The 23,806-nt window shown below is 69.6% G+C and carries 24 protein-coding genes; 4 read left to right on the top strand and 20 right to left on the bottom strand.

Going from position 1 to position 23,806, the window contains the following annotated elements:
* Positions 1-142 precede the first annotated feature (142 nt).
* From RGD00_RS17505 to RGD00_RS17455, 11 genes are all read right to left on the bottom strand, one after another.
* The gene (locus tag RGD00_RS17505; protein ID WP_310458567.1) at positions 143-430 is read right to left on the bottom strand and encodes a DUF6127 family protein; all 288 of its coding nucleotides are present in this window, start codon (positions 428-430) and stop codon (positions 143-145) included.
* Between the two features lie 19 nt (positions 431-449).
* On the bottom strand, positions 450-1,526 hold the full coding sequence (locus tag RGD00_RS17500; protein WP_310458566.1) for a DUF2793 domain-containing protein: 1,077 nt from the start codon (positions 1,524-1,526) through the stop codon (positions 450-452).
* 10 nt (positions 1,527-1,536) lie between these two features.
* Positions 1,537-5,502: a baseplate multidomain protein megatron gene (locus RGD00_RS17495; protein ID WP_310458565.1), complete on the bottom strand. Its 3,966-nt coding sequence runs from the start codon at positions 5,500-5,502 to the stop codon at positions 1,537-1,539.
* 9 nt (positions 5,503-5,511) lie between these two features.
* Positions 5,512-5,958: an NlpC/P60 family protein gene (locus RGD00_RS17490; protein ID WP_310458564.1), complete on the bottom strand. Its 447-nt coding sequence runs from the start codon at positions 5,956-5,958 to the stop codon at positions 5,512-5,514.
* Positions 5,955-6,839, bottom strand: a complete 885-nt coding sequence (locus RGD00_RS17485; RefSeq protein ID WP_310458563.1) for a DUF2163 domain-containing protein — start codon at positions 6,837-6,839, stop codon at positions 5,955-5,957. Before RGD00_RS17485 ends, RGD00_RS17490 begins: the two co-directional genes overlap by 4 nt.
* Entirely contained in the window at positions 6,836-7,462 is a 627-nt protein-coding gene (locus RGD00_RS17480) for a phage distal tail protein, Rcc01695 family (protein WP_310458562.1), read from the bottom strand. Before RGD00_RS17480 ends, RGD00_RS17485 begins: the two co-directional genes overlap by 4 nt.
* Positions 7,462-9,879, bottom strand: a complete 2,418-nt coding sequence (locus RGD00_RS17475; protein ID WP_310458561.1) for a phage tail tape measure C-terminal domain-containing protein — start codon at positions 9,877-9,879, stop codon at positions 7,462-7,464. The genes RGD00_RS17480 and RGD00_RS17475 overlap by 1 nt, the downstream gene beginning before the upstream one ends.
* Positions 9,872-10,015 carry a DUF7697 family protein gene (locus tag RGD00_RS17470; RefSeq protein ID WP_310458560.1) on the bottom strand — a complete coding sequence of 48 codons (144 nt, stop codon included), beginning with the start codon at positions 10,013-10,015 and terminating at the stop codon, positions 9,872-9,874. The genes RGD00_RS17475 and RGD00_RS17470 overlap by 8 nt, the downstream gene beginning before the upstream one ends.
* An 83-nt stretch (positions 10,016-10,098) precedes the next feature.
* The gene (locus RGD00_RS17465; protein WP_310458559.1) at positions 10,099-10,536 is read right to left on the bottom strand and encodes a hypothetical protein; all 438 of its coding nucleotides are present in this window, start codon (positions 10,534-10,536) and stop codon (positions 10,099-10,101) included.
* Positions 10,536-11,474, bottom strand: a complete 939-nt coding sequence (locus tag RGD00_RS17460) for a phage tail tube protein (RefSeq protein ID WP_310458558.1) — start codon at positions 11,472-11,474, stop codon at positions 10,536-10,538. The genes RGD00_RS17465 and RGD00_RS17460 overlap by 1 nt, the downstream gene beginning before the upstream one ends.
* Before the next feature lie 24 nt (positions 11,475-11,498).
* Positions 11,499-11,918: an acyl-CoA transferase gene (locus RGD00_RS17455; protein ID WP_310458557.1), complete on the bottom strand. Its 420-nt coding sequence runs from the start codon at positions 11,916-11,918 to the stop codon at positions 11,499-11,501.
* Between the two features lie 292 nt (positions 11,919-12,210).
* Between RGD00_RS17455 and RGD00_RS17450 the strand changes: the two genes are divergently transcribed.
* On the top strand, positions 12,211-12,915 hold the full coding sequence (locus RGD00_RS17450; RefSeq protein WP_310458556.1) for a hypothetical protein: 705 nt from the start codon (positions 12,211-12,213) through the stop codon (positions 12,913-12,915).
* 26 nt (positions 12,916-12,941) lie between these two features.
* On the opposite strand, the gene RGD00_RS17445 is transcribed toward RGD00_RS17450, so the two are convergent.
* Positions 12,942-13,574 (bottom strand): DUF6441 family protein, encoded by a 633-nt coding sequence (locus RGD00_RS17445; RefSeq protein ID WP_310458555.1) that lies wholly within the window; start codon positions 13,572-13,574, stop codon positions 12,942-12,944.
* A 5-nt stretch (positions 13,575-13,579) separates the two neighbouring features.
* The gene (locus tag RGD00_RS17440; protein ID WP_310458554.1) at positions 13,580-13,894 is read right to left on the bottom strand and encodes a head-tail joining protein; all 315 of its coding nucleotides are present in this window, start codon (positions 13,892-13,894) and stop codon (positions 13,580-13,582) included.
* Between the two features lie 15 nt (positions 13,895-13,909).
* Here RGD00_RS17440 and RGD00_RS17435 point away from each other — a divergent pair, with 15 nt between their 5' ends.
* On the top strand, positions 13,910-14,755 hold the full coding sequence (locus RGD00_RS17435; protein ID WP_310458553.1) for a PGN_0703 family putative restriction endonuclease: 846 nt from the start codon (positions 13,910-13,912) through the stop codon (positions 14,753-14,755).
* Between the two features lie 4 nt (positions 14,756-14,759).
* Here RGD00_RS17435 and RGD00_RS17430 read toward each other — a convergent pair whose 3' ends face one another.
* The 7 genes from RGD00_RS17430 to RGD00_RS17400 form a co-directional block, all read right to left on the bottom strand.
* Positions 14,760-15,773 (bottom strand): major capsid protein, encoded by a 1,014-nt coding sequence (locus RGD00_RS17430; protein WP_310458552.1) that lies wholly within the window; start codon positions 15,771-15,773, stop codon positions 14,760-14,762.
* Between the two features lie 82 nt (positions 15,774-15,855).
* On the bottom strand, positions 15,856-16,221 hold the full coding sequence (locus tag RGD00_RS17425; protein WP_310458551.1) for a head decoration protein: 366 nt from the start codon (positions 16,219-16,221) through the stop codon (positions 15,856-15,858).
* A gap of 4 nt (positions 16,222-16,225) precedes the next feature.
* A complete protein-coding gene (locus tag RGD00_RS17420; RefSeq protein ID WP_310458550.1) occupies positions 16,226-17,251 on the bottom strand; it encodes a head maturation protease, ClpP-related in 1,026 nt (341 codons plus the stop codon).
* 4 nt (positions 17,252-17,255) lie between these two features.
* On the bottom strand, positions 17,256-18,701 hold the full coding sequence (locus RGD00_RS17415) for a phage portal protein (protein ID WP_310458580.1): 1,446 nt from the start codon (positions 18,699-18,701) through the stop codon (positions 17,256-17,258).
* A gap of 120 nt (positions 18,702-18,821) precedes the next feature.
* The gene (locus RGD00_RS17410; protein ID WP_021098607.1) at positions 18,822-19,037 is read right to left on the bottom strand and encodes a phage head-tail joining protein; all 216 of its coding nucleotides are present in this window, start codon (positions 19,035-19,037) and stop codon (positions 18,822-18,824) included.
* A gap of 4 nt (positions 19,038-19,041) precedes the next feature.
* On the bottom strand, positions 19,042-22,104 hold the full coding sequence (locus RGD00_RS17405; protein WP_425603432.1) for a terminase gpA endonuclease subunit: 3,063 nt from the start codon (positions 22,102-22,104) through the stop codon (positions 19,042-19,044).
* On the bottom strand, positions 22,082-22,702 hold the full coding sequence (locus tag RGD00_RS17400) for a hypothetical protein (RefSeq protein ID WP_310458548.1): 621 nt from the start codon (positions 22,700-22,702) through the stop codon (positions 22,082-22,084). Before RGD00_RS17400 ends, RGD00_RS17405 begins: the two co-directional genes overlap by 23 nt.
* A 111-nt stretch (positions 22,703-22,813) precedes the next feature.
* On the opposite strand from RGD00_RS17400, the gene RGD00_RS17395 reads away from it, so the two are divergent.
* Together RGD00_RS17395 and RGD00_RS17390 are read left to right on the top strand one after the other, a co-directional pair.
* The gene (locus tag RGD00_RS17395) at positions 22,814-23,122 is read left to right on the top strand and encodes a hypothetical protein (protein WP_310458547.1); all 309 of its coding nucleotides are present in this window, start codon (positions 22,814-22,816) and stop codon (positions 23,120-23,122) included.
* 95 nt (positions 23,123-23,217) lie between these two features.
* Positions 23,218-23,787, top strand: a complete 570-nt coding sequence (locus tag RGD00_RS17390; RefSeq protein WP_310458546.1) for a DUF3489 domain-containing protein — start codon at positions 23,218-23,220, stop codon at positions 23,785-23,787.
* The last annotated feature ends 19 nt before the right edge of the window (positions 23,788-23,806 follow it).

Here is a 23,806-nt window from a genome sequence, read left to right as displayed (position 1 = left end):
ATGCCCGGCCCCTCGCAGAGCTCGGGGCGTTTGCCGCTCGCAAAGGTCCACTGGACCTTTGCGCCTGCCCTCCAGGCAGGCCGCGGCTCACCCCGCCCCGAGGGCGGGTCATGGCCGGTTGATGAATGGGAATCGGCAGCGGCTATGGACTGCCGCCGAAGATCTTCAGCTTCAGCGCGATGCCGGCGAGCAGCGCCAGCAGGACGCCGGTGGTGATCAGATGGACGGCTGTCTGCACGGCGGTGCGGCGCACCAGCCGGATGCAGTCTACCAGGGAGCGCAGATCGCGGATGTCGAGCGCGGCCTCGTCGCCGTCGAGACCGACATCGGCGAGCGCGCGCTTCGCGCCTTCCTCGGCCGCCCGCGTCAGGATTGCCTCGAACTCGGCGTCCGGCATGCGCACGAAGCCCTCGGATCGGGGTGGGTTCATCGGATCCTCCTTCCGCCGCTCAGCCGACCTTGCAGCCCCAGAAGGAGGTGTGGTCGGCGGCGAAGTAGCCGTCCGCGACCCGGAAATACCCCTGCAGCTCGACGGTATCGCCCGCAGTCAGCTGCACCATGGTCTGCAGCCAGATGGCGGTGGCGAGCGAGACATGGGTGGCGGAGATTTCGCCTAGGGAGCCGCGGATTTCGGTCGTGCCGTTCAGGACGAGCCGCCCGCTCATCCGCGCCGACGTGCTGGCGTTGACCTTGTAGAGCAGCGTCGCGCCGAAGAGGTAGGTGCCGTCCACGGGCGCCACGAAGTGGTTGTTCGCGGCGTCGAACGCCCCCTGGTCGTTGTAGTCGGTGTTGTTGAGGCCGATCTTCGTCCAGGTACCGACGCCGACGTAGTTGTCGTAGTTCGTGTATGCCTTGAACCGCGGCAGCCGGGGCTGATCGACGATGCCGGTGGCGTTGTCGACGCTGAGCCCGTCGAAGAAGGTGCTGCCGTCGGCGGAGACCGCGAGGCGGAAGCGGTCGGAGCCAAAGAGCCCCACCAGCGCCTTGGTCACGAAGCCGGTCTGCAGCGTCAGCCCGAGATCGTCGCCCGCGGCCTCCTTGTTCATTGTGTAGAACAGACCGCCGGTCCCGCCCTCCGCCACGGTCCTGGCGGTCCAGAGCGCGGCGTTCAGCTTGGCCGAGAACGGGTTCGACGCATCCGCCGTCGTGCCGAGCCCCAGGAGTGCGAGGTTCTGTAGCGCGGCTGGGGTGGTTCCGACCCAGTCCGCGCCGTCGTAGACCAGCAACAAGCCCTCGTCCTCGACCCAAGCGCGCCAGCCGGTCCGGGGTGGCAGACGCAGCCACGCGCCATCGGTCCAGAGCGCGACGTTCAGGTCCCAGCCCGCCCAGTCCCCGGTCGCGCCCGAGCCGACGATGTAGCGGTCGCCATCGACGGGGCTGCCCGGCGGCGCGGTCAGGTCCCGGTCCAGGACGGAAAGCTGCACGAGCCCGTCGAGGATCCGCAACGCCTCGTTGTGGGTGACGTGCTTCTGGGCCTGCGCCGCCAGGATGTAGGGCAGCAGGAGATGGGTCGTGGCATCGGACATGGTATGGCCTTCAGAGTGTCAGCGTGACGGTCTTGGGTGCGCCCCGCCCCACGAGGGCGGAGAGCTGGAAGATGCGGATGTCGAGCGTGTCGCCGGAGCCGAGCGGCGCACCCCAATCGGCGGTCTGGGCGGCGGCGGTGTAGACCACGTTGGCCGTGGACGTGCTCAGCACCCGCTTCACGGCGGCGCCGTCGAAGATCTCCACCTCGTAGGCTTCCAGTTCCTCGGCCAGCGGAACCTCGAGCCCGCCCCAGCTGTCGGCCGCGAGCGCGCGGGATCGTCGCGTCCAGCGGATCGTCAGATCGCCGGGCGTGCTAGGCCTGCGCCACGGTTGCTCGACATGGCCGACGGAGAACGGCCGCAGCCCCACGCCCACCGGCGTTAAGGCCTGCGCGACATAGGTCTCGTCGTTCACCGGGCGGCTGGCTGGACCGATGCGCCAGTTCCACGGGATGCCGAGATCGGCTTCGGCGATCGGCAGCGAGGAAAGGCTGTCGTCGAGCACCACCACCCGCGCGCCAGCGGGCGTCGGATTGCCCATGGCGCCCTCGGTGCCGCGCTGGCCGCGCAGGAGCCGGGTCAGCCGATACCGGCCGGGCGCCAGAAGCTCCGCCGCGCCCGCCTGCACGATCTCCCAGACGCCGGGCGTGCTCTTGATGGCCAGCACGTTGGCGCCTCCGAACAGCGTAAGATCCGTGACGCTCTCCAGCGTACCGGTCAGCAGATCGACCACCAGCGCATTGCCGAGATCGAAGCGCGAGGTGGGGCCCGCGTAGAGGTCCGAGACCAGCGCCCCGATCCGGGCGCGGCTGCCGAACGTGGCCAGCAGTTCGAAGCCATCCGTGGAGGGGCTGCGGAACACCGCCATCTCGCCGGGCCAGGGAACCGCGTGCGCTGCGACCAGCGGCCTGTGCGCCGGCTGGTCCTCGGTCAACTGCGGCAGGTCCATCAGTACCGCATCCGGAGCGCCGAACACGACCGCCCGCGTCAGCGACGCCGCGCGGGGATCGCCGGGCGGCAGGTCATAACTCGCCCGGTCCTGGCGGACAGCCTCGATGCCGCGGGCATCAGAGTCGGCGATGGAGACGAGCCGCAGATCGACCATCCGCCCGTCATGCTCCAGTCGGATCGCGTCGCCAGGATCGAGCGCGAGCCGCGAGGGCGGCAGGCGGAACGCCGCCGTCTCGCGCCCCACCCACGCCTCCATCAGGGCACGGCGGCAGCGGCGCTCGGCCTCCTCGGGCGGCACGGCCATCGGGAAGGACTCGGACGCGACGCGCGTCGTGTCCACGGTGATCCGCCGCGCCTCGACGAGGGCCGCGTCGTAATCCTCGTCGGCACGCGCGACCTGCCACTTCAGCGCTTGAGGCAGTTCGGTCTCCTGGCCGCGGGTCAGTTCCAGCAGGTCGCCCTCGCGGGCGGCTACCAGATCGTCGGGCGCGAGGGTCGCGACGGAGGCTCGCCCGCGCATGATGAAGCGAATGACGCCCTCGGTCTCCACGGCGTCGAAGCCGAAGTGGCGCGACAGCGTAGTGATCGAGGCACGCGGGCTTTCGAGCGCCGTGATGGCGTATCCCTCCACCGCGCCCCAAAGCCCGGTGACGTCAATCCGGGACTCGGGTAGCCCGGCGCGCAGGCAGAGGTGCCGTACAAGCGCTGCCAGCGACACCGCGCCGAGACGGCCGGTCAGCCAGTGGCCGAGCCGCCAGTTCGCCCCGTCCGTCCAGACGTCGGTCAGCGCCGGGAAGAACGGATAGGGCCGCGCGTCCCAGGTCCAGGCGGCGCATTCGGGGACGTGCACCATCCGGCCGCCGTAGACCGAGGACACCGGGTTGTTCGCCGCGTCGCCCCACCAGAGATACGTCGCCTCGAGATAGGCGCGCTGGATCGCGTCATCGCGCCAGCCCCGCGAGAAATGCGGCGTGAAGCTCTCGGACGATTTCGGGTCGAAGAAGACGTTCGGCTGGTTCGTGCCCCGGTCGATTGCCGGGCAGCCGAGCTCGGTGAACCAGATCGGCTTGGATTGCGGAGCCCACGCCGTCGGTGTCCCGCTCTCCACCCCGCCCGGACGGTCGTAATGCGCGTTCGACCACCATGCGCGCAGATCCTTGTAGCGGAAGACCCACGGCTTGGCCGCCGCTCCGTCACTGATCGGCGTGCGGACCTGCGCGCTTCGGTCGGCGGCGCTGGCGTAGAACCAGTCGAAGCCTTCGCCGCCCGCGATGTTCCCCTGCAGGTAGGCTCGGTCGTAGATCGCGGGCCAGCCCTCGGCCGCGTCGGCATGTTCGAAGCCGTCGCGCCAGTCCGACAGCGGCATGTAGTTGTCGATCCCGACGAAATCGATCTCCGGATCGGCCCAGAGCGGATCGAGGTGAAAGAACACGTCGCCCGAGCCGTCTCCCGGCTGGTGCCCGAAGTATTCCGACCAGTCGGCGGCATAGCCGATCTTCGTCCCGGACCCGAGGATCGAGCGCACATCCGCGAGCAGGTCTCGATAGGCCTGCACGGCGGGATAGGTGCTGGCGCCCGAGCGGATCGTGGTCAGCCCCGGCATCTCGGTGCCGATCAGGAAGGCATCGACCCCGCCCGCCGCGGCACAGAGATGGGCGTAGTGCAGCACCATGCGGCGCAGGCCCCAGTCGCCGGGCGTGCCTGTCCAGCTGACGCTCTCGCCCGAGACGATGAAGCTCGCGGGCGTGGCTGCGCCGAACAGCGCGGCGACCTGGCTTGCGGCCGTAGCGGTCTTGTCCACGGTCCCGGCGAAGCCCGCAGCCGGAGAACAGGTGATTCGGCCCCGCCAGGGGAAGGCAGGCTGGCCCGTCTCGGCGGCGTTGTCGGAATACGGGTTCGGCAGGCTGTTGCCGGGCGGCACGTCCATCAGGATGAACGGGTAGAAGGTCACGCGCAGTCCGCGTGCCTTCATCTCATGGATCGCCTGCACGACGGCGAAGTCCGACGGCGTGCCGCCGTAGACCGGGCGATCCTGATCGTCGCGGCTGACGAGGAAGGCATTGGCGCGGTTGACGCCGTTCACCGACCAGCTGGCGGGCGTGGTGGATTTGGCCGAGACCTCGACGCCCGGCCGCACCTTGCAGGATCCCGCGCGCAGGTCGTCGCCGAACCAGGCGACGACGAGGCTGACGCTCTCGACCGCCGGGGCCATAGCCTGCAGCCGGTCCAGCGCCTCCACCATGTCGGTGGAGTCGGCCAGCGCGTTCAGGTTCTCGGGTACCGTCGCGCCGCCATCGGTCTTGCGGATGGCCTGCGTGGCGTAGGTGAACTCCCCCGAGGCCGGGATCATGGTGACTGCGCGGGTCAGCCCCTCGGCGGTGTCGGGGTCGGGGAGCGGCCGGAACACCTCGAAGGAGAGCTGCGGCAGGCGGTTGCCATAGGTCGAGAGCGCCAGCTCCTCGAAGACCACATAGGCGGTGCCGCGATAGGCGGGCGTGCTGGCCGCGCCCATCTTCGCGGCGATGAACGGATCGGCCGTCTGCGCCTCGTCGCCCGGATACCAGCGCCAGGTGACGCCGCTGAGGTCCATCGGCTTGCCGTCGGCCCAGATGCGCCCGATGCCGGTGATCGGTCCCTCGCAGAGCGCCACGGCGAAGCTGGCATAGTACAGATACTCGGTCGTCTTGACCTTGCCGCCCCCGCCGCCCTTGCCACCGCCCTGCGTGGTGGTTTTCGTCTCCTCGCGGAAATCGGTCGCCCAGATGATGTTGCCGCCCATCCGCATCCGGCCGTAGAGCCGAGGGATGACCGCGCCCTCGGTGGCCGAGGTGATGCGCAGCGTGTCGAGCCGCGCGCCCTCGATGCGCTGCGTGGGCGCCAGCGACGAGATGATCCAGCTGTCGACGACCGAGCCGATGCTGGAGCCGATGAAGCCGCCGATGGTCGCGGCGCTGACGCCGAGGATCGCGCCGCCGATGCTGCCGCCAATGGCGGCGCCGGCCGCGCCGAGAACGAGGGTGGCCATGTCCGGGTCTCAGCGTTGCGGGAACAGGAAGGCGAAGGCGATGCGCCGCCGCCAGGATGGGGTGAGCGGCTCCCCGATCACGCCGAGCCGCTCGTAGGCATGAAGGAAGGTGGCGGGCTCGGTCAGGATCCCGACATGCTTGGCGATGGCGCGCGGTTTCATGCGGAACAGGACCAGCGCGCCGGGACCGGCCTCTACGGGAGGCACCTCGATCATCATCCGCCGCGCCCCCTCGGCCAGAACCTCGCGCGGCCCGGTCTCGCCCCAGTCCCGGCTGTAGGCCGGGATCGGGAACGGCTCGGGGCCGACGACCTCGCGCCAGACGCCGCGGGCGAGGCCGAGGCAGTCGCAGCCCACGCCGCGCAGGCTCGCCTGGTCGTGATAGGGCGTGCCAAGCCAGGCCCGCGCGATGGCGATGACGCGCGCGGGGTCGGCCAATGCGGGGGGGTGCGTCACAGCACGGACCCCTCGTGGCCGCCATCCTTGGTGGCGTAGCGCAGGACCGCGTCCTGGCCGGGGATGTGCGGGAAGCCGCGGAAGTTGACGGTGTTGGCGAACTTGGCGCCGCAGGTCTCCATGCGCTTGTCGCAGCCCGCGCGGATGGTGAAGGCGTCGCTCTCGATGATCGCACGCACCGGCGCTTCGAGCAGGGTCAGCACGGCGATGCCATCCGTGACGTCATGGCCCAGTACTTCGGTGCGCCGCCCAGCGTTCGCGCCGCTCGTCCAGTCCAGCGTGCCGAAGGTGAACCAGCCGGACGTGAATGTGCCCAGCCCCGAGGCGGTGAAGGCCCGGTCGCGCAAAATGTCGATCACCGCGCCCGTGCCCTTGTAGGCCGTATCCTCCAGATCGACGCCGCAGCGCGCGTCGCCGAGCGCCGCGTCGCAGGTCGCCTGAAAGGTGCGCCCGACTGTCTGGCCGAGCACATGGGCAAGCGAGCGCACCTCGGCGACGAAGGCGAGCCGCCCGCGCCGGATCTGGCCGATGGCGCCGCGCCGCATCAGCACGCGCTGGCTGGTGGCGGCCCAGTTCACCCGCCAGACTTCGACCTCCGCGTTGTCCCAGCGGCCGTCCATGATGTCGGTCTCGGTAATCCGGTCGGAGGTCAGCACGCCTTCGGCGTCCTGCGCATCGACGGACAGGTCCGAGCCGGAACGGACCTCGGAGGCCGTCAGCCCGCTCTCGGGCTCGAAGTCGGTGCCATCGAAGGCGAGCGTCCGGTCGTGGTCGGTGAAGCCGAAGCTCACTGCGTCGGCGCGCGTGATCCGCCAGCACCAGGCGAGTGTGGTCGTGCCCTCGTCGAGATGGGCCCGCAGGTCAGGGTCGAGGCTCTTCATCGGCGCAGTTCCAGCAGCGGAATGGAGGTGATCGAGCCGAGCCGCTCGAGGTCGAGCGTCACGTCGAGCGCATCGGTGTCGAAGCGGACCGGCACGTCGAAGGCGAAGCCTGCGGTCACGGCGACGCCCTCGGCGGGCGCGCTGTCGAGGGTGACCACTCCGGTGGTCGTGTCGACAGACAATCCGCCGAGCTGCTCCGCGCCATCGAGCGCGATGCGGACCGTGCTGACCACCGGCTTCGTGATCGTCCGGGCCCATGTCTGGCTGCCGGAGGCATAGCTTTTGACCAGCTGGAAGGCGGTCGTCGTGCCATCGCCGGTGCCGATCGCCTGATCGGTGGGCGACGGCGTGCCCGAGGGAAGACAGGACTTGAAGTCGCCCCAGTCCTTGAAGCGGAAGCCATGGAGGCGACCGTTCCGCGCCTCGAAGAAGGCGACTACCGCCGCCAGATCGTCCGCGCGGCGGATGCCGTAGGCGACATCGTACCGGCGGCGCGAGTTGGCCCAGCTGGCGTTCCGCTCCTCGTCGCCCGAGGCGAGCTCGACGATCTGGGTGCGCCGCTCCGGCCCACCGCGGGCGCCGCGGCTGATGTTGTCGGGAAACCGGACCTCGTGAAACGCCATCACATGCCCCTCCGCCCGAGCGACACGGCGCGAGCGATGTCTGCTGCAACCTGCGTCCGCGATTGACGGAAGCTCTCGGCGTCGCGGGCCATGATCGTGACGTTGACCCCGCCGCCCGCGCCGTAGCTCTGTGCCTCGCGCCGCGACAGCACTCGCTCGCCCCGCTGGAGGATCGCGGGCACCTCATCATGGCGGAGGCCGGCCATGCCGCCGTCATGCATGCGCGGCGCGGCGGCGAAGGCCATGGCCGGGACCATGCGGGACGGCCCGGCCGTGCCGACCATCCCGCCCGCATGCAGGACGTTGGCAAAAATACCGCCCGCGCCGGAGAACACGCCGGATAGGGCATTGGCGATCGGCCCCAGGATGAACCGCCGCGCCGCCAGCTGGGCGAGATCGGCCAGCAGCGAGGTGACGAGATCGCGGAAGTTCAGCTTGCCGGTCTTCACGAAATCACCGACCGCGTTCTCCGCCGACTGGAAGGCGCCGACGAGGCTCTGGCCGATATCGCCGCCGATCTCGCGCGCCTTGCTGGCATAGTCGGAGAGCGCCGCCGTGACCGCCTGCCAACCGGTGACGGCCGCCTCGGTGTCTGGCTCCGCTGCAGCGGCTGCAGCTCCGGCGGCTGCGCCCGCACCTGTCGCAGCGCGTCCGGCTTCACCGAGCGCCGTCTCCAGCCGCTCGGCCGCGCCTGTGGCCTCGGTCAGCGCATCCGCGCTCGCCTCGTCGGTGCCGCGCACCGCGTCGCGCAGGGCCTGCCAGCTTTCGAGCGGCGCGCGGGCCCCCTCCGCAAGGTCGCGCGCGGCGCCGCGGTAAAGGTTCGCGGACTCGAGCGCCCGGTTCGCCGCCTCGGTCAGGCCGAGATCGGGCGCGGTGAGCGGGTTGTCCTCGAAGGCCCGGTCGAACGCCGCCTGCGCGGCGGTGGTCGCTGCCGTCGCCGCGCCCTCGAAGCGGTTCTCGATCTCGCCGAGGTCGAGGTCGGGCACCAGCGAGATGCGGCGCTCCGACCCGAGCGCTTCCAGCCCCTGGTTGATGCCTCCGATGAAGCCGTTGATGCGCGAGACCACGCCGTTCAGCATCGCCTCGACGCCGTCGACCAGGCTGTTGGCCGCCTGGAATGCCAGATCGCCGATGGCGGCGGGCAGCAGACCCCAGATCGCCTTGATCGCCTCGTAGGCCCCCTCGAACGTGTTCGCCGCCGTGTTGCCGAAGGCAACGACGCTCTCGATGGCGCTCTGCATGCCCGACGCGGCGTCGGCCTTCAGGTCGAAGAACATCGCCGTGGCGGCGGCGCCCGCCGCAGCCGCGCCCATCCTGATCCTCTCCCAGACCTCAACGGCGACGTCCTTCAGGAGCGACATCGCCTCGCCGAAGCCGCCCGCGCCGGAGACGAGACGGGTGAACTGGTAGACGAGCTCGCCCGCGCCGACGATCAGCGCCCCGATGCCGGTGCGGATCAATGCGCCGCGCAGAAGGACGAGCGCTGTGGCGAGGCCACGGACCGAGAGCGCCGCAGCGGCCATGCCCGCGACCCAGCGTCCCGCGAAGAACGCGGCGAAGGTGGCGGCATAGGTTGTCAGGCGACCAATGTTGTCGAAGAGGCCGCGGATCGCAATGCCGAGCGGGCCGGTGCGGCTGGCGACCGCCGCCATGGCGTTGGCGACAGCTTCCAGAGCGGGGGCCGCAGCGACGGCCAGCTGGTTCGACAGCCCGCGCCAGATCAGCCCCAGCCGGGAGATCGCGTCGTTCGTCCGCTCAATCTGGTCGGCATCCTGCTCGGAGACCACGACACCGAAAGCAAGCACGTCCTCCGTCGCCTGGCGCAGCGTCGCGGTGTCGATCCGGCTCATGGCGATGGAACCTTCCTCGCCGAAGAGCTGGCCCGCGACGGCGGCGCGCTCGGCGGCAGGGACGAAACTTTCGATGGCGGCGTTGATCGCACCCACCCGCTGGTCCAGCGGCAGGGCGATCAGTTCGTTGGCCGAGAGCCCCAGCCGGTCCAGCGCGTCGGCGGCGGGGCCGGTCCCGGCGGCCGCCTGGCTGAGACGGCGCGTCAGATCCTTGGTGGCCTGCTCGATGCCGGACATCGAGACGCCCGCCAGCTCGCCCGCGCGCTCCAGCGTCTGGATCGAGGCGACGGTGGTGCCGAGGGACTGCGCGAGCTTGGCCTGCGCATCGACCGTTTGCAGGCCGGACCGGATCATCGCCACGCCAGCGGCGGTCGCGGCGGCCACGCCGGCGGCGGCCGCGACCCGCACACGCCGCGAGAAGGCCGCGAGCCGGGCGTTGGCCGCTTCCATCTCGCGGCTCAGCCGTCCAAAGCCGCGCGACCCGGCTTCGCCCACGCCTTCCAGCTCGGCGCGAACCTGTCGCCCGCCCACGGCCGCGAGGCGGACGCTGACTCTCTTCTCAGCCATGGGAGTGATCCATCTGTTCGTTGAGCTTCGTGACCATCACCGCCTCGATGACGGGTAGCAGTTCGGCCATGGCGAGGGGCGGCACGCCGAGCGCGTCACCGAGCGCGAGCGCCGCCGACATGTCCCAGCCGATCACGGCGCCGGGTAGCACGCGCAGCTGACCTCCGAGGCGGCCGACCAGGTCCCAGACCTGCCAACCCTCATGGGTCAGCGGCCGGTTCAGCCGCGCCGGGCAGTCTTCGCACGTCGTTTGGCAGGCTTGGCAGTATCGCTCGCCCCCGCCGAAGGACCATTCGGCGAGAGCGCGGAGGCGTTTTTTTCCTGTTCCAGCAGCAGGCCCCTCGAGATGTAGGTCAGCTGGAACGCCTCGAAGATCGGCCAGACGTCGAGCAGCGCGTCGATGGCCTCGGGGCCCGGGTCGATGGGGTTGCCGTCGGCGTCGCCGATGCCCTCCCATGCGAGCAACGCGCGGCGCGCGAGCGCCTTGGCGAAGGCGACGGCGCGCTCCTCGTCGGACGCCTCCTCGGGCACCGCCTCGACGGCGGGATCGCTGCGCGTCGCCACCATCAGCGCCGTGGTCAGCGGGCGCAGCTGCACCCGGACACCGGGCGCGAGGTCGTGCCAGCGTGGCGCGTTGGTCAGGTCGAGCGTCAGCATCAGTACGTCTCCACATTGTTCACGAGGGTGGCGGTGCACATCCGGCCGACGACGCTGTCGCGGGCGGCCTGCCAGTCGAAGGTCGCCTGCACGCCCTGCGGCCCGGAAATCTCGATCCGCGGGCGCGGCAGGTAGACGGCGTGCACGGTGAAGGTGAAGCTCTCGCCGGACGGCAGGACGTAGGCGAATTCCATCTCGCAGGCCTCGCCGTTGATCGCCTGCGTCACCAGCGTCTGGTCGGCGAAGCGGACCTCGATCCGACCGGTCAGCGCCGCGATTGACGGGTCTGCGCCGTCGATGCGCCCGTCCGAGCGGATGGTCTCGATCCGGTCGAGGTTGTTGGCATAGGTGATCTCTGCCGAGACCACATTGCCGAGGGCCGAGCCGTTCCGCGTGATCGCGCCGTTGAAGTGCCCGAAGCGCTTCAGTTCCAGCGCTGCGGGTGTCCCTGCGCTCGTCGTGGTCCCGACCGTCTCGCCCTGCGCCACCAGCCGCGCCGTTGCCGTCAGCAGGCCCGAGCGCTGCATCTGCCAGGTGATCTGGTCGAGCACGCAGCCCGAATACATCGCATAGCGCGGCACCTCCGGCATGCCGGTCTCGATCGACATGCTGGGCAGCGACCAGGACCCAGACTGGAACTCGTGCGTCCAGGGGCCGGTGCCGGTGGTCGTCGGTGCGCCGAACGCCGCCTTCAGCCAGAAGCCGAAGGCCTCGGCGTCGAGCGGCACGACGACATCGCCGTCTGCCGTGACCGCGTCCTTGATCGGCGCCAGCGGATCGCGGCCGTAGCCGAGCAGCTCCGAGTTCAGCAGCGGCTGCTCAGCGCCGAGCGAGGTGCTGGCGAAGGGCATGCGGGTGAAGCCGCTGGCGGGCGGCGTTCCATAGGTCGTCTCGAACGCAAGCGCCATCAGCGCCCGCGCCCCCTGGGCTCGTGCCATGGTGTTCTCCTCGGATTGTCGGGGTCAGGCCAGCGGGTCGGCCGTGGAATAGTGCAGCACCACCGGAACCACGGCGGCCTTGAGGCTGGCCGCGCCCTCGACCGGGAGGTCCACGGGCCGCGGGGCTTCCGCCTCGACCCAGTCGCAGAGCCCACCCAGCGTTCGGTCGGCGGCGAGCGCAGCGCCGATACTGGCGGTCAGCGTGTCGAATGCGGTGTCGCGATCGGCACCTTGCACGACCGCCTCGATCTCGGCGCGGTGCTGGTAGTGGTAGGCGAGCGGCGACAGCGTGATCTCCGGCTCCCCCGGCTCGCCGTCGCGCAGGATCAGCAGCCCCTCGGCCGGCACGCGCTCGGGCAGCACCTCGCCGCGCAGGGCGGTGGCGGGCATCGCCGAAAGCCGCGCGTGCAGCGCGGCGAGGATGGTTTCGCGTGGTGTGGGCACATCGGGGCCTCAGGTTTGAGACGTACTTGCCGAATTGCCAAGTTGCCAATTTCCGATCAGGTTCAGGGGCATGCGTGTATCCCATATGATGAAACCCGACGGGCGAGTTTTCCTTAAGAGCGAATGGGCTCAGATCAGTGACGAGTGGCCCTGTGTGTCCTTCACCAAGCGGTCAGTCGGCGATCGCCTCAGGCGCGAGTTCGTGGCAGGTCGAGACGTTCTCGTCTACGTCGGCACGACCAGCACCGAAATGACTCGGCTGCCGGAACACCGAAGCCGCCTGATTTCGGCAGTGACCATCGAACCCAACCAGATCCTCGAAACACGCAAGATCGTGCCTCCGGAGGTCTGGGCGAACTCCAATGCGCAGTGGGGCGATCGCTGGCCCCACTCCATGGCGGTTCTGGCAGCGGCCAACATGGTCGGGCCGCCATATCCCGCCGCGCACGACACGATCCCGATCGCGTACCGATCCTTCGCCGAGATCGCCAACAGGGGCGGCGTTGTCGAAGCGACAGGCGCCGAACGAGAGGCGGTCATGGCGCTCGAAATCGAGCCCATCACCCTGAACCTTCGCGAAGACGTCACCAACTACCTCGAGCTGCGCAGCAGCGTGTCGGCAGAGGTCGAGCCATCGGTCAAGCAAGAAGTCTTTCGGATGGCGATGCTGATCATCGATCGCGTCAAACGCGGCGGGGAGCTCGGTGTAAAGGTTAATCCGCTACGTTCAGCGCCGAACCTCTCCGATCTCAATGCCCTTCTTGTCCGCAAGTGGAGCGAACAAGGTGGACGATGCGCCCTGTGTGGTGGCGCGCTTATGGCCGGTGGAGCCAACAAGATGCTTCAGCCCTCCGCTGATCGAACTGACAGCGCCAACGGCAGCTACGACGATGCAAACGTCGCGATCACGCATCTCGCGTGCAATCTGGCCAAGAACAAATACGGCCTGGACGAGTTCGAGGACTGGCTGTCGATACTCAGGGGTGTCGATCTCTGATCTCTTAGCACACTCAGTCGAGATCGCTATCGGATCCTCCCCTCCACCCAGTTCGCGACGATCAAACCCGGCACGCTGTCGAGCGCTCTTTCCGCGTCGCGGTCTAGGTTGAGCCGCTTCGGCAGCTTGACCTGCGGCACCAGCAGGAAGATCGGCACCGTCGTGCGCCCGCGGCCAGTCTTCGAGCGTGACGCGACACCGAGCCCACGACTGTTCAGCCGTCCCTCTGCCACCAGCAGGCTGGGCCCGCGGCGACGGTAGACGAAGCGGAGCCGCAGCCCCCGGCGGCGCTCCCATTCGCCGGGGGTGATCCTGCCGCCGCGCAGGCCGCGTCCGGCGGCTGGCGTCGGGATCGCAAGCCAGAACCCGTCCTTGGAGCGGATCAGCGGGCCGGTGTCGTGGGCGCCGACGATGACCGGGGCCTTGGACCACACGAGCGCCGCGGCGTTCAGGCTCTCGCCGGCCTTCGGATAGGTCTGGCTCCGAATCGAGTTCGCGAGCCGCGGCCCGAGCCCCGCGCCGGTGATCTGGCCGCGCCAGGCGGTCTTGAGCCCGGTCCCGGCCTCGCGCATGGCGGCGGTGACGGCCTTCTCGCCGGCCTTCACCTCGGCGGCCATGGCGGCGACGAGGTCCGGCGTGATGTCGAGCTTCAGCTTCATCGCGGTCAGGCCGGGCGCAGGTCGACATTCCAGACGAGCCGCTCGCGGTCGCGAACGGGTTCGCCCTGGATGAGGAAGGCTTCGCCGTCGATCTCGATCCGGTCACCGGGACGCGGGTTGGCCACTTCGGAAAGGCGCAGATCGAGCCGGATGCTCTCCGACCAGATCCGCGCCTCGCCGAAACTGGTGACGTCGTCGGGGCGCCGCAGGATGGCGCGGACCAGCGACGGCGCGCCGCCCTCAGCGATGTAGACGATGTCGCGCGCGAGATGCGCATCCGCGAAGAGCGCGTCGAGGGCGGATGCGAACGCGCTGGTCATGGCTATACTGCTCCCATGAAACAGGAATCGATTTCAGAGCGCCCGACGAGGGTCCGAGCCGTTCAGGCGCTGTCAGAGGCGTTCATGCGCCAGCACCCGGACACGTCCCTCGACCCGAAGGGCTACGTTGCAGATTTTCGCGACACCCTGCTTCCGCAGGTCACGCTGGAGGATTTCGAAGCAGACCTGTCGTCGGGGGACGGCAACGAATTGGAGACCAAGTTCCGGGCGGCCCATTCTTCATCAGGGCTGGCAGTCAACTGCTTCGCGCCGTTTCGGAGCCGGATCGCCGACCTCGCCATGCCGATGGCTGCCGGTTTCCACGATCTTCGCTTCGAGCGGAAATGCCCCACCGGACTCCGCGGCGGCCGTGCTCCCAACCTCGACGTCGTGCTTTCAGGCCCCGGCGGCGTGGTCGGGATCGAGTCCAAGCTGACCGAACACCTGTCGGCCCACCGGGCTGAATTCTCGCCCGCCTACGAGGAGCAGATCAGGGACGCGCGGCGCGATCAGGGATACTTTCGCGAGATGCTGCGCCTCCGGGATCGCCCGGACCAGTACACCTGGCTCGACGCTGCACAGCTCATCAAGCATGCCTTCGGTCTGGCTCGCACCTTTCCAGACCGCCCCGTGACGCTGCTCTATCTGTTCTGGGAGCCTGCGAACCCGGGTGCCGGTCCGGAGTTCGCCGCCCATCGTGAGGAGATCGACGAGTTCAGGGCGCGCGTGGCAGGATCATCACCGGTGTTCGAGGCGATGAGCTATCCGGAACTATGGCGCTTCTGGCAGGATACCGAACCGGCCGACTGGCTGGTCCGGCATCTCAGCGATCTTCACGCCCGATACAGCGTCACGCTCTGACTCGTCAGGTCCGTCGTGCTGAGCGCAGCACCTGCGGGCGGGTGCAGATCGGGAGCGGGTTGCTCTCGATCTCGAGCCGCACCCACTCGTCGCGATCCCGGTCGGGGATCGTGCGGGCGTAGAGCGGCTGGCCGAGCGTGTTGACCGTCTCGAAGGTGTCGGCGGGGGCGTAGTAGATCTCGAAGAGCCCCTCGATGCCCTCGGGATAGAAGAACGCCTTGTCGGTCGGCACCGTGAAGCCGACGCCGCCCCGGTAGCGGCGGAAGGTGATGCCGCCGAAGCTGACCTCGTCGGCCACTCGGCCGCGCAGGTCGGCGGCGGCCGCGGTGTTGAGGTAGGTCTCCCGCACCTCCTTGTGGGCAACGAGATCGGCGAAGAAGGCCGAGCCGCATTCGGCGCGGACCTGCACCGCGCCGGCCGAGAGCCCGCCCATCGAGTCCTCGACGCTCTCGATCAGCGCCTGGCAGCGCTTTCGCAGTGCTCCCGAGGCGGGGCTCGCATTGTCGAGGTCGAAGTCGATCTCGGCCGTGGGCGAGATGCCGAACTCGGTGAAGTAGTTCACGACCGTCGCGTGGTCCTTCGGGTCCTTCACCAGCCCCTGGATGCCGTTCAGCAGGTGGTATTCGAAGGTGGTCTCGGCGTCCTGGCGGAGCTTCCTGAGCCGGTAGGCCACCTCGGTCTGCACCTGCTGGGTGGCGCTTTCCGAGCCGAAGTCGCGGACGGACTGGATCTCGGAGGCCCAGAGCACATCCTGCTTCTTGAACTGCCGGCAGACGAAGGCGCGCATCTCGCGCCGGTCAGGCACTTGGCTCTCGTAGGCCGAGCCGCGCTCCGAGAACGGGATCAGCGACAGCGTGCCGTCGCGGCTCTCGATCACGACGGTGCGGGCGCGCACGCCGCGCGGGCTGAAGAGGTTCGAGCCCGAGAGCAGCGCCGGCTTGTAGGGGATGTTCTCGAGCGCACGGGTGAGCTCGACGATGGTGAAGGCATCGCCTTCGAAGATGTCCATGGTGGCCATGAGGATGCCTCCTGTCTGGAGCGCGCCCAGCAAAAGTGGATGCCGGTATTGCGTCCGGGCGCGCGTAAATATGGGGATTGGGTCAGCGGACGAGGATGCCCGCGGCGAGGAGCGCGGCGTGCGCAGCCGCGATCTCTCCCTCGCTGGGCGTGCCGGCGAAGACGAGATCGTGACGGTTGACGATGGCAGGACCGCGGACGATCGCGACGGCCGGCGCGTCGCCACCGGACGCATCCGCCTTGCCCCAGAGCACGGCGACGGCGGTCTCAGTGCCGTCGACGGCGGCCGGATCGTGCGCAGCATACTTGCCCGAGGCGGTGATCTTGCCGAGCACCGTGCCGGGTTGATGCGTGCCCGCCGCGACGGTGATCGTCTCGCGGGTGTAGTCGCGGAAGGCTTCCCAGACGAGGAAGCCGCCGGGGTGGGTGCCTTCGACGAGCGTGGTCATGGTGTCATCCTTTCAGCTTGAAGGTGCGGGCGACGATCTCGCCCCAGGGGCGCGCGGCCGAGGAACGGCCGGGCTGCGGGTGATGCGGCGCGATCTCGGGGTCGGCCTCGGCCCTCGCGGTAAGAAGCGTCGCGCGGACCTCGTCGAGGCTGGCGTCCATTTCGAGGAACTTGCCCGCCATCTGCGGCTGACCCGCGAGACGGCAGAGGTCGACGACGGCCCGGGCGTGCCCGATGGCGTCTGCGCGGATGGCGGCCGGATCGGGCGGCGCGCCACTGGGCGGCGGCGCCTCGGCCGGCGGCTGCGGGGCATCGGAGGCGGCGGCCGGCTCGTCCTCGGCGTTCGCGAACTTGTCACCTTCGTTGGCGTCGTCGGTATCCTCGTCCGCTTCGATCTCACCGCCGTCGCTTTCGTCATCGAGCTCCGGCTCGGTTTCGACAGCCTCGACCAGCACCGGCGGGGCGTTGCGGAAGCGCCCGATGTCGAAGTTCGCGGCGATGCGGACGGGCTCGATCAGCCGGTCGGCGAAGCCCTGCGCCACGGCGTCCGACGCGTCGAACCATGTCTCGGCGGCCATGAGCGCGGAGACCTCTTCCGGCGTCCGGCCGGATTTCGCGGCATAGCCCGAGACCAGGCTGCCCTTCACCTTGTCGAGCGCCTCGGCCATGGCGCGCATGTCCTCGGCCGTGCCCATGACGAGGCCGGCGGGGTCGTGGATCATCAGGAAGGCGTTCTCCGGCATGACGATCTCGTCGCCCGCCATCGCGATGTAGGAGGCAGCCGAGGCGGCGATGCCGTCGATCCAGACCGTGACCGGGCCCGCGTGCCGTTTCAGCGCGTTGTGGATAGCGACTGCGTCGAAGACCGACCCGCCGGGGCTGTTGAGCCGCAGATCGACGGGCGTGCCCTCAGGCAACGCGCCCAGTTCGGCCAGAAAACCCTTCGCCGAGACCCCGTAGGCGCCGATCTCGTCATAGATCGCCACTTCCGCACCGGTCCCCCGGGCGCGGATCGCATACCAGTTTGCCATGTCGTCACTCCTGTTCGGTGGCCGGATCGGTCGCGTCGGCGCCGCCATCCGTGTTGTTGCCGGCGCCGTCGCCGGGCTCGGCCCGGGTCGCCGGCGTCGCGCGGGCGCCCTGCGTCCCGCCGGGGCTGGTGCGGTAGCGCAGGCCGAGACCCGTCGCGCGCGCGGCGTCGGCGGCGTTCTCGCGGTCGACTTCCTCGACGTCGTAGCCGGTGGCCTCGACCACCTTGCGCCGCGAGGTGATGCCGGCCTCCATCGCCAGCACCTGCGCCTGGATGTCCTTCAACGGATCGACCCAGTCCCAGCGCGGCGGAATCCACTGCACCGGTCGCACCTCTGCCGGATCGGCGTCGAGCGCGCCCGAGAGCACCGCCGTCTCCAACCAGCGTTGCCAGACTGCACGGCAGAGCTGGTGCACGATGACGCCGTGCTGCAGCTGGCCGATGCGGCGGCGGAACTCGACGAGTTCGGCGCGCAGGGACGAGTAGTTCGCCTGCCGCACATCCCCGGTGACGAGGTGATACGGCAGCCCCAGCGAGGCTGAGACCGCCAGCAGCGTGCGGTACTGGAACGCCTCGTAGCCGCCGCCGACATCCGCCGGCGACGAGAACTTCACATCCTCGCCCGGCAGCAGCACCTGCATCGTGCCGGGCTCGAGGCTCGCAATGGCGGCGCCGTCGAGATCCGCCTCGGCCTCGCCCATCATGGGCTCTTCGGGCGCGGTCTTGGTGATGAAGCCCGCGAACATCGCCGCGGTCTTCTTCCGGTCGAGTTCGGCGTCGTCGTACTGATCGAGCAGGAACAGCCGCACCATCGCGGGTGCGATATGCGGCAGTCCCCGGATCTGGCCCGCGTCGATGGGCCGGTAGATGTGCAGCACGTCGGCCGCCGGCACGCGCACCGTCTCCGGAATGTCCGCCCCCTGGTCGGTGCTGTCGCCCGGATGGCGGCGGCGGAAGTGGTAGGCCACGCGCCGGCCGATCCCGTCGAACTCGATCCCGCATCGGATGCGGTTGCCGTTTCCCGCCGTCTCCGTCTTCTCGAAGGGCAGCATCTCCGACTGTAGAAGCTGCAGCTGCACCGGGACCAGCAGCCCATCCTCTGCGCGACGGGGCCGCAGCCGGACGAAGCACTCGCCGGCCACGAACATCTCCCGCGCCACCATGGCCTGCAGGCCGTAGAAGTCGGTCAGCCCGTCCGCATCCGCCTCGTCGGTCCAGGCCAGCCAGAGCCGCTGGACGCGATCCCGCAGGGCCGCATCCTCGATCAGCGACGAGGGCTTGATCCCGTCGCCGACGAGGTTCGCGGCGAAGGCCTCGCAGGCGTTCGCCGCATAGCCGTTGGTGACCACGAGCTCGCGCGCCCGCGCCAGCAGTCGCGGCCCGCCCGAGGCCACCAGCGCGTTGATGTTCTCCAAGGGCGGGTTCCAGCCCCGCAGCCGGCGTCGCGCCATGGCCCCCTCGAGGCGGGCGCGCAGTCCGGAGGGACCGTGGCTCCGGGGGAGCCGCGTAAGCCCGGAGGACGCGGGGCCGCCGGTCGCCCGGCGGCGGAACCTGTCGAACAGCCCCATCGATCAGAGCCCCTTGCCGGTCGTCACACGGACCTGCCGCACGATCCGCCGCCCCTCGGCAGCCGCGATCTCCCGCTCCAGCGCCTCGATCGCCCGGTCGATCTCGGCCAGGCTACGGTACTCCACGGTCTTGCCGTCGTAGCTCACGCGGGCCACGCCCGAGGACCGCTGCGCCAGAAGCGCCTCGCGGCGGGCGCGGAGGTCTGCGGCCGTGGCCATCGGATCACCTCATGTAGCTCGAGCGCACCATGCGCCGGCGAGATGCAATGCGCGGAGCGGTCGGCGCCGTGGTCGGCGTGGCTCCCTCGGGCTTCTCGCCCGCCGTTACCCCCAGCTGCGCCTCGAGATCGGCCCATCGCGCCTCGGGCCAGCGGTCGGCGCCGGCGATCCAGGCGGCGGCGCGCGCATAGACCCGGCAGTCCAGCGCCTCGTTGCGTTCGCGCAGTTTCTGCCATTCCAGCCGGGCGAAGCCGCGTTTCGTGCGCACGGTCACCAGCTGCTCGGCGGTCAGCTGCTTCAGCCATTCGCCATCCGCCCAGTCCGGCAGGTGGATCGTTCCGGGCGGGCAAAGCGCGCCCGCCGCCTGTTCCTCCTTCGTCGGCCGGTCCTGCCGCAGGAAGCGATAGGTCTCGGCCTTGAAGGTCGAGGTGGCCACGGTCCAGAGCCGAGCCCCGCGCCGCAGCCGCTTGCCCGCGACGGTGGCATCGACATAGGTCGGCCCGGTCACCGGGCTCGACCGGGTGAACCCCTCGACGCCCTTCACCGGCGCCACCTGTGCGAACCCCACCTGCCGCGACCAGGCATAGACCGCGCTCGTCTCGTAGCCCGTATCGATCGCGAGCCGGGCGAGCGTCACCGCCTGGCCAGACCCATGCGACCACGTCCGCCCGAGCAGATCCGTCAGCTGTGACCAGCAGGCCGGATCCCCGGGCCCGCCCTCGATCACGAGGTGATCGATCAGCCAGCTTTCCAGACCGCGGCCCCAGGCCCAGACATCGACCTCGATCCGATCCTTCTGCACGTCGACGCCCGCGGTCAGGAACAAGCCGCGTTCGGGCACCGTGCCCGGTGCCCAGGACTCGCGCCGGTCCGCCAGTCGCTGCCAGTCGGGCGCCTCGCCGCTCTCCATCCAGGTCTCGCCGAGGATGGTGTTCCGGAACGCCCGCATCGCCTCGTCGCTGCCCCGTGCCGCCTCATGCGCCCGCGCGATCCGTTGCCAGCTGAGCCAGCCCACCGGCGAGTAGAGCGCCGACAGGTGGTAGCCGACGGTCGCCGGATCGGCGGCCGTGGCGGTCGCGCGCCACTCGCCGCGCTCGAGCATCCTCGTCTTGTGGTGCTCGGCGATGGGCCGCTCGCAGCCCTCGCAGAGATACTCGGCCGTCTCCGGCCGCCCCTTCTCCCAGCGCAGCCGCTCGAACTTCAGCCACTGCATCGCGTCACAATGCGGGCACGGCACGAAGTAGCGCCGCTGGTCGGACGCCTCGAACTCCCGCTCGATGCGCGACAGCCCCCGGATCGTCGGGGTCGAGACAAGGAACACCTTGCGCCTGTGGGCGAAGGTCAGCGAGCGCGCTTCGGCCAGCGTCACCGGATCGCCTTCCTCGTCGGCCGAGGCCGGATAGGCATCGACCTCGTCGAGGAAGATGTAACGCGCCGGGGTGGACCGCAGCCCCACCGCCGAGTTCGCCCCGGTCATGATCAGGATGCCGCCCGCGAACTCCTTCGAAAGCATCGTGTTGCCCGCGTCGCGGGACCGGGCCGGTTTGACCCGCTCCCGCAGCTCCGGGCTCTCGTCGATCAGCGGGTCGATGCGCTGGCGCGAGTTCCGCTTGGCCAGTTCCACCGTCGGCTGGACCGCGAGCATCGGCCCCGGCGCCTGGTGGATGACGAAGCCGATCCAGTTGTTGCCCGCCTCGGTGTTGTGCGTCGGGATCCAGCCCTTCCCGCACAGAAAAAGGTGGCTCGGCGAGTCCACTTCGATGCAGCGCACCGGCACGCTCGGCACAGGCCGGATCGCGACGATGCGCCGGCGACGGCTTTTCCACGGCCGCCCGGACTCGATCGAGCGCATCCGGGCCCGCTTGCGCGAGAGCCGGAACATCGGCTCCTCGGCATAGGCCGTCCACGACACGCGCCAGTACTCGGCGGACGTCGTCGCGCGGCCGTCCCGCCCGAAGACCTTCCGGCGCGACCGCCCATGATAGATCGCGGGCTTGTAGCCGAGCCCGCGGAGCAGATCGACCATCGCATCGACGAGCCCCCGGTCGGCGTTCGAGAACTCGCAGCGCTTGCCGTCAGGCGTGATCGTGCCGTCGGAGTCCATCAGCCCGCGCACGAGTTCGAGCCGCTGCCATCGGCTCGCCCGCATGTAGGCGAGCGGCACGTGCTTGTTGTCGAGCACGTCCAGCTGCCTCAGCCGCGTCACGAAGCGCGACCGGAAGCAGTCCGCGAGCGAGGCGCCGTCCTCTCGGCGCATCCGGAACGTCGGGTCGATCACCACATTGGCAAGCCTGCCCTTGCGCCAGTGCGGCAGCCGGAACTCGGCCTCGACGCCGCAGGCGCGGAGGTGACCGACGATCTCGGCGTCCTCCTCGTGCAGCGAGATGTGGTTCATGATCGACGAGCCGTCTCCGAGCCAGAGCCCGAGGACGTAGGGGTGCAGGATCAGGTCCTGGTCCGGCATGTCGACCGGATCGCAGCAGTCGATGGCATAGCGCCTCCGCCTGGCCCCTGCGCCGATGATCGCCCGCCCGGCCATCTCCGCCGTGGTGAGCGTGCGCGCGGCGGGCCGGTCGTTCGTGAAGTCCCAGACCGGCCAGCGATGCTCGCCGTCCGCGACGATATGTTCCCCGTCGTCGAATGCCACCTCGAAGCAGGGCCGATCGTCGAACACCGGCGACAGGCCGGTGACCCGGCAGATGCGCCCGCGCTCGTCGTAGAGCAGATCGCCCTCGGCGATCTCGCCCATGGTCGTCCAGCCGAAGGGCGTCGGCACCGGGGTGTCGAGCGCGAGCGGCGCGCCGACCTGCGCGGCTTTCATGAACACGACCCGCTGGGCCGGGTCGCCCGGGCTCAGCCGGTCCATGATCTCCCGCATGTAGGGCGTGCGCGCAGAGCGATAGCGGCCGGGTTCCGCCGAGGCCCGCGAACCCAGCCGCCGATGCCGGTCCGCCCATTGCGAAACCGTCAGGTCCGGATCGGGACGGATGCCGCTGCGCCATGCCCGAAGAAGTCCCTCCGCTCCGTCGAAGTCGACCGCACTCTCATCCGAGCCTCGGCCGGACATCGGCGAGGCTGTCGAGCTGGGCGCGGACATGGGTTTCGAGCAGTCTCTGGATCAGCGCGGTCGTCACCGCCGGTTCTGAGGCGCCGCTCTTGGCGGTATCCTGGTGTTCGAGCGCGGTATTGAGTTCCGACGCCATCTGCGCGGCTACGCGCGCAGGCCAGGTCACCCATGCGTCGCGTTCCTCGCGCGCGAGGCGGAACACGAGCATCTCGGCACGATTGCGATCGACGAGCTCGCCCTTCTGTTTCTGGAGCCGCAGCTTGCGCTCCTGAGCTTTCATCACCTCGTTGGCGGTTTTCGCCTTCATGAACGTTGCGCCGTCGCCGACATCCGGGACGGTGACGCCGTTCTCGCGAAGCGTCTCGCCGACGGCTGCGATGGCCGCCGCCGGGACCGGCTTCATGCCGGCTGGGCGGCTCGCCGACTTCGGTCTGCTCTTCGACGGGTCCGTCGTCTCGGACCGCCGCTTGTCGGAGGCTGCGGCGTCGATGCTGCCGTCTTCGTGCAGGACGAGCCGGCCGGCGGTCTTCGCCTTCTGGATCGCGCCCCGCGACAGCCCGACATGGGCGGCGTACTGGCGCTCGCTCATGCCCTGCATCGACGGCTCCGATTATCATTTAAAATCAAGTGTTTATCGAGTTGATAAGCGCGCCGGAGCGAGCGAACGTCACTCCAACGAAGCGATGCAACTCACCAAGGAGCCACCTCGATGACCACGCGCCTGAACCCGATCACCACCCCGCGCCACGAACTCCGCGCCGAGAAGGTGCGCCGGAACAAGGGTGAGCCCGGTTCCGCCATCGGTTCGAGGAACCGGGCGAACGCGCTCGCGGCCTTCATCGGCAAGAAGGCCGAGATCGACGAGATGCTCGCCCGCCTGCAGGCGCTCAGCGACGACCATTTCAACTGCGCCCCCGACGAGGCGGGCTGGGGGATGGTCGGCACCCTCGAACACTACGCCAGCCTCCTGAAGCGCATCACCGACAGCGCCTTCGGCGAAGGCGAACACGCCCGCTGATCTCCGGCGCTGCCGGAACTCCCGCCGCGCGCCCTGCGCGGCTCGGGGTCGTAGAAGGCGCCGCATGTCGCGGGCCCGAATACGGAGACGACCCCATGACCAAGCTTTCCGATACCCAAGCCATCATCCTCAGCTCTGCCGCACAGCGGCCCGAGCACATTGCCCTGCCGCTGCCCGAGAGCCTGCGCGGCGGCGCCGCAGCCAAGGTGGTCGGCGCGATGCTCACCAAGGGCTTCCTCAAGGAGGTCGAAGCCGACTTGCGCAAGGGCGAGCCCGTCTGGCGCGAGACCGGCGATGGCCACGGCGTCACGCTGGTCGCCACCGACGCAGGCCTCGCCGCCATCGGCATCGATCCCGAAGACGCGAACACCGCGCCTGCGGGCGCGACGGACGCGCCGACCGAGGAGGCCGCGCCGGACACCCCCACCGAACCGAAGGCTGCGCCCAAGACGCGCACACCGCGCGAGGGCACGAAACAGGCCACCCTGATCGCCATGCTGCGCGCGCCGGACGGCGCGACCATCGAGGAGATCATGGCCGCCACGGGATGGTTGTCACACACCGCGAGGGGCGCGATGTCCGGCGCGCTGAAAAAGAAGCTTGGCCTGACCATCACCTCCGATAAGGTCGACGGACGGGGGCGCGTCTACGCCATACGTGACTGACGCTCTGCACCGAAACGAA

This window comes from Ruixingdingia sedimenti, assembly GCF_031432425.1.
Taxonomy (GTDB): Bacteria; Pseudomonadota; Alphaproteobacteria; order Rhodobacterales; family Rhodobacteraceae; genus Ruixingdingia; species Ruixingdingia sedimenti.
This window is presented reverse-complemented; position numbering and strand designations above follow the sequence as displayed.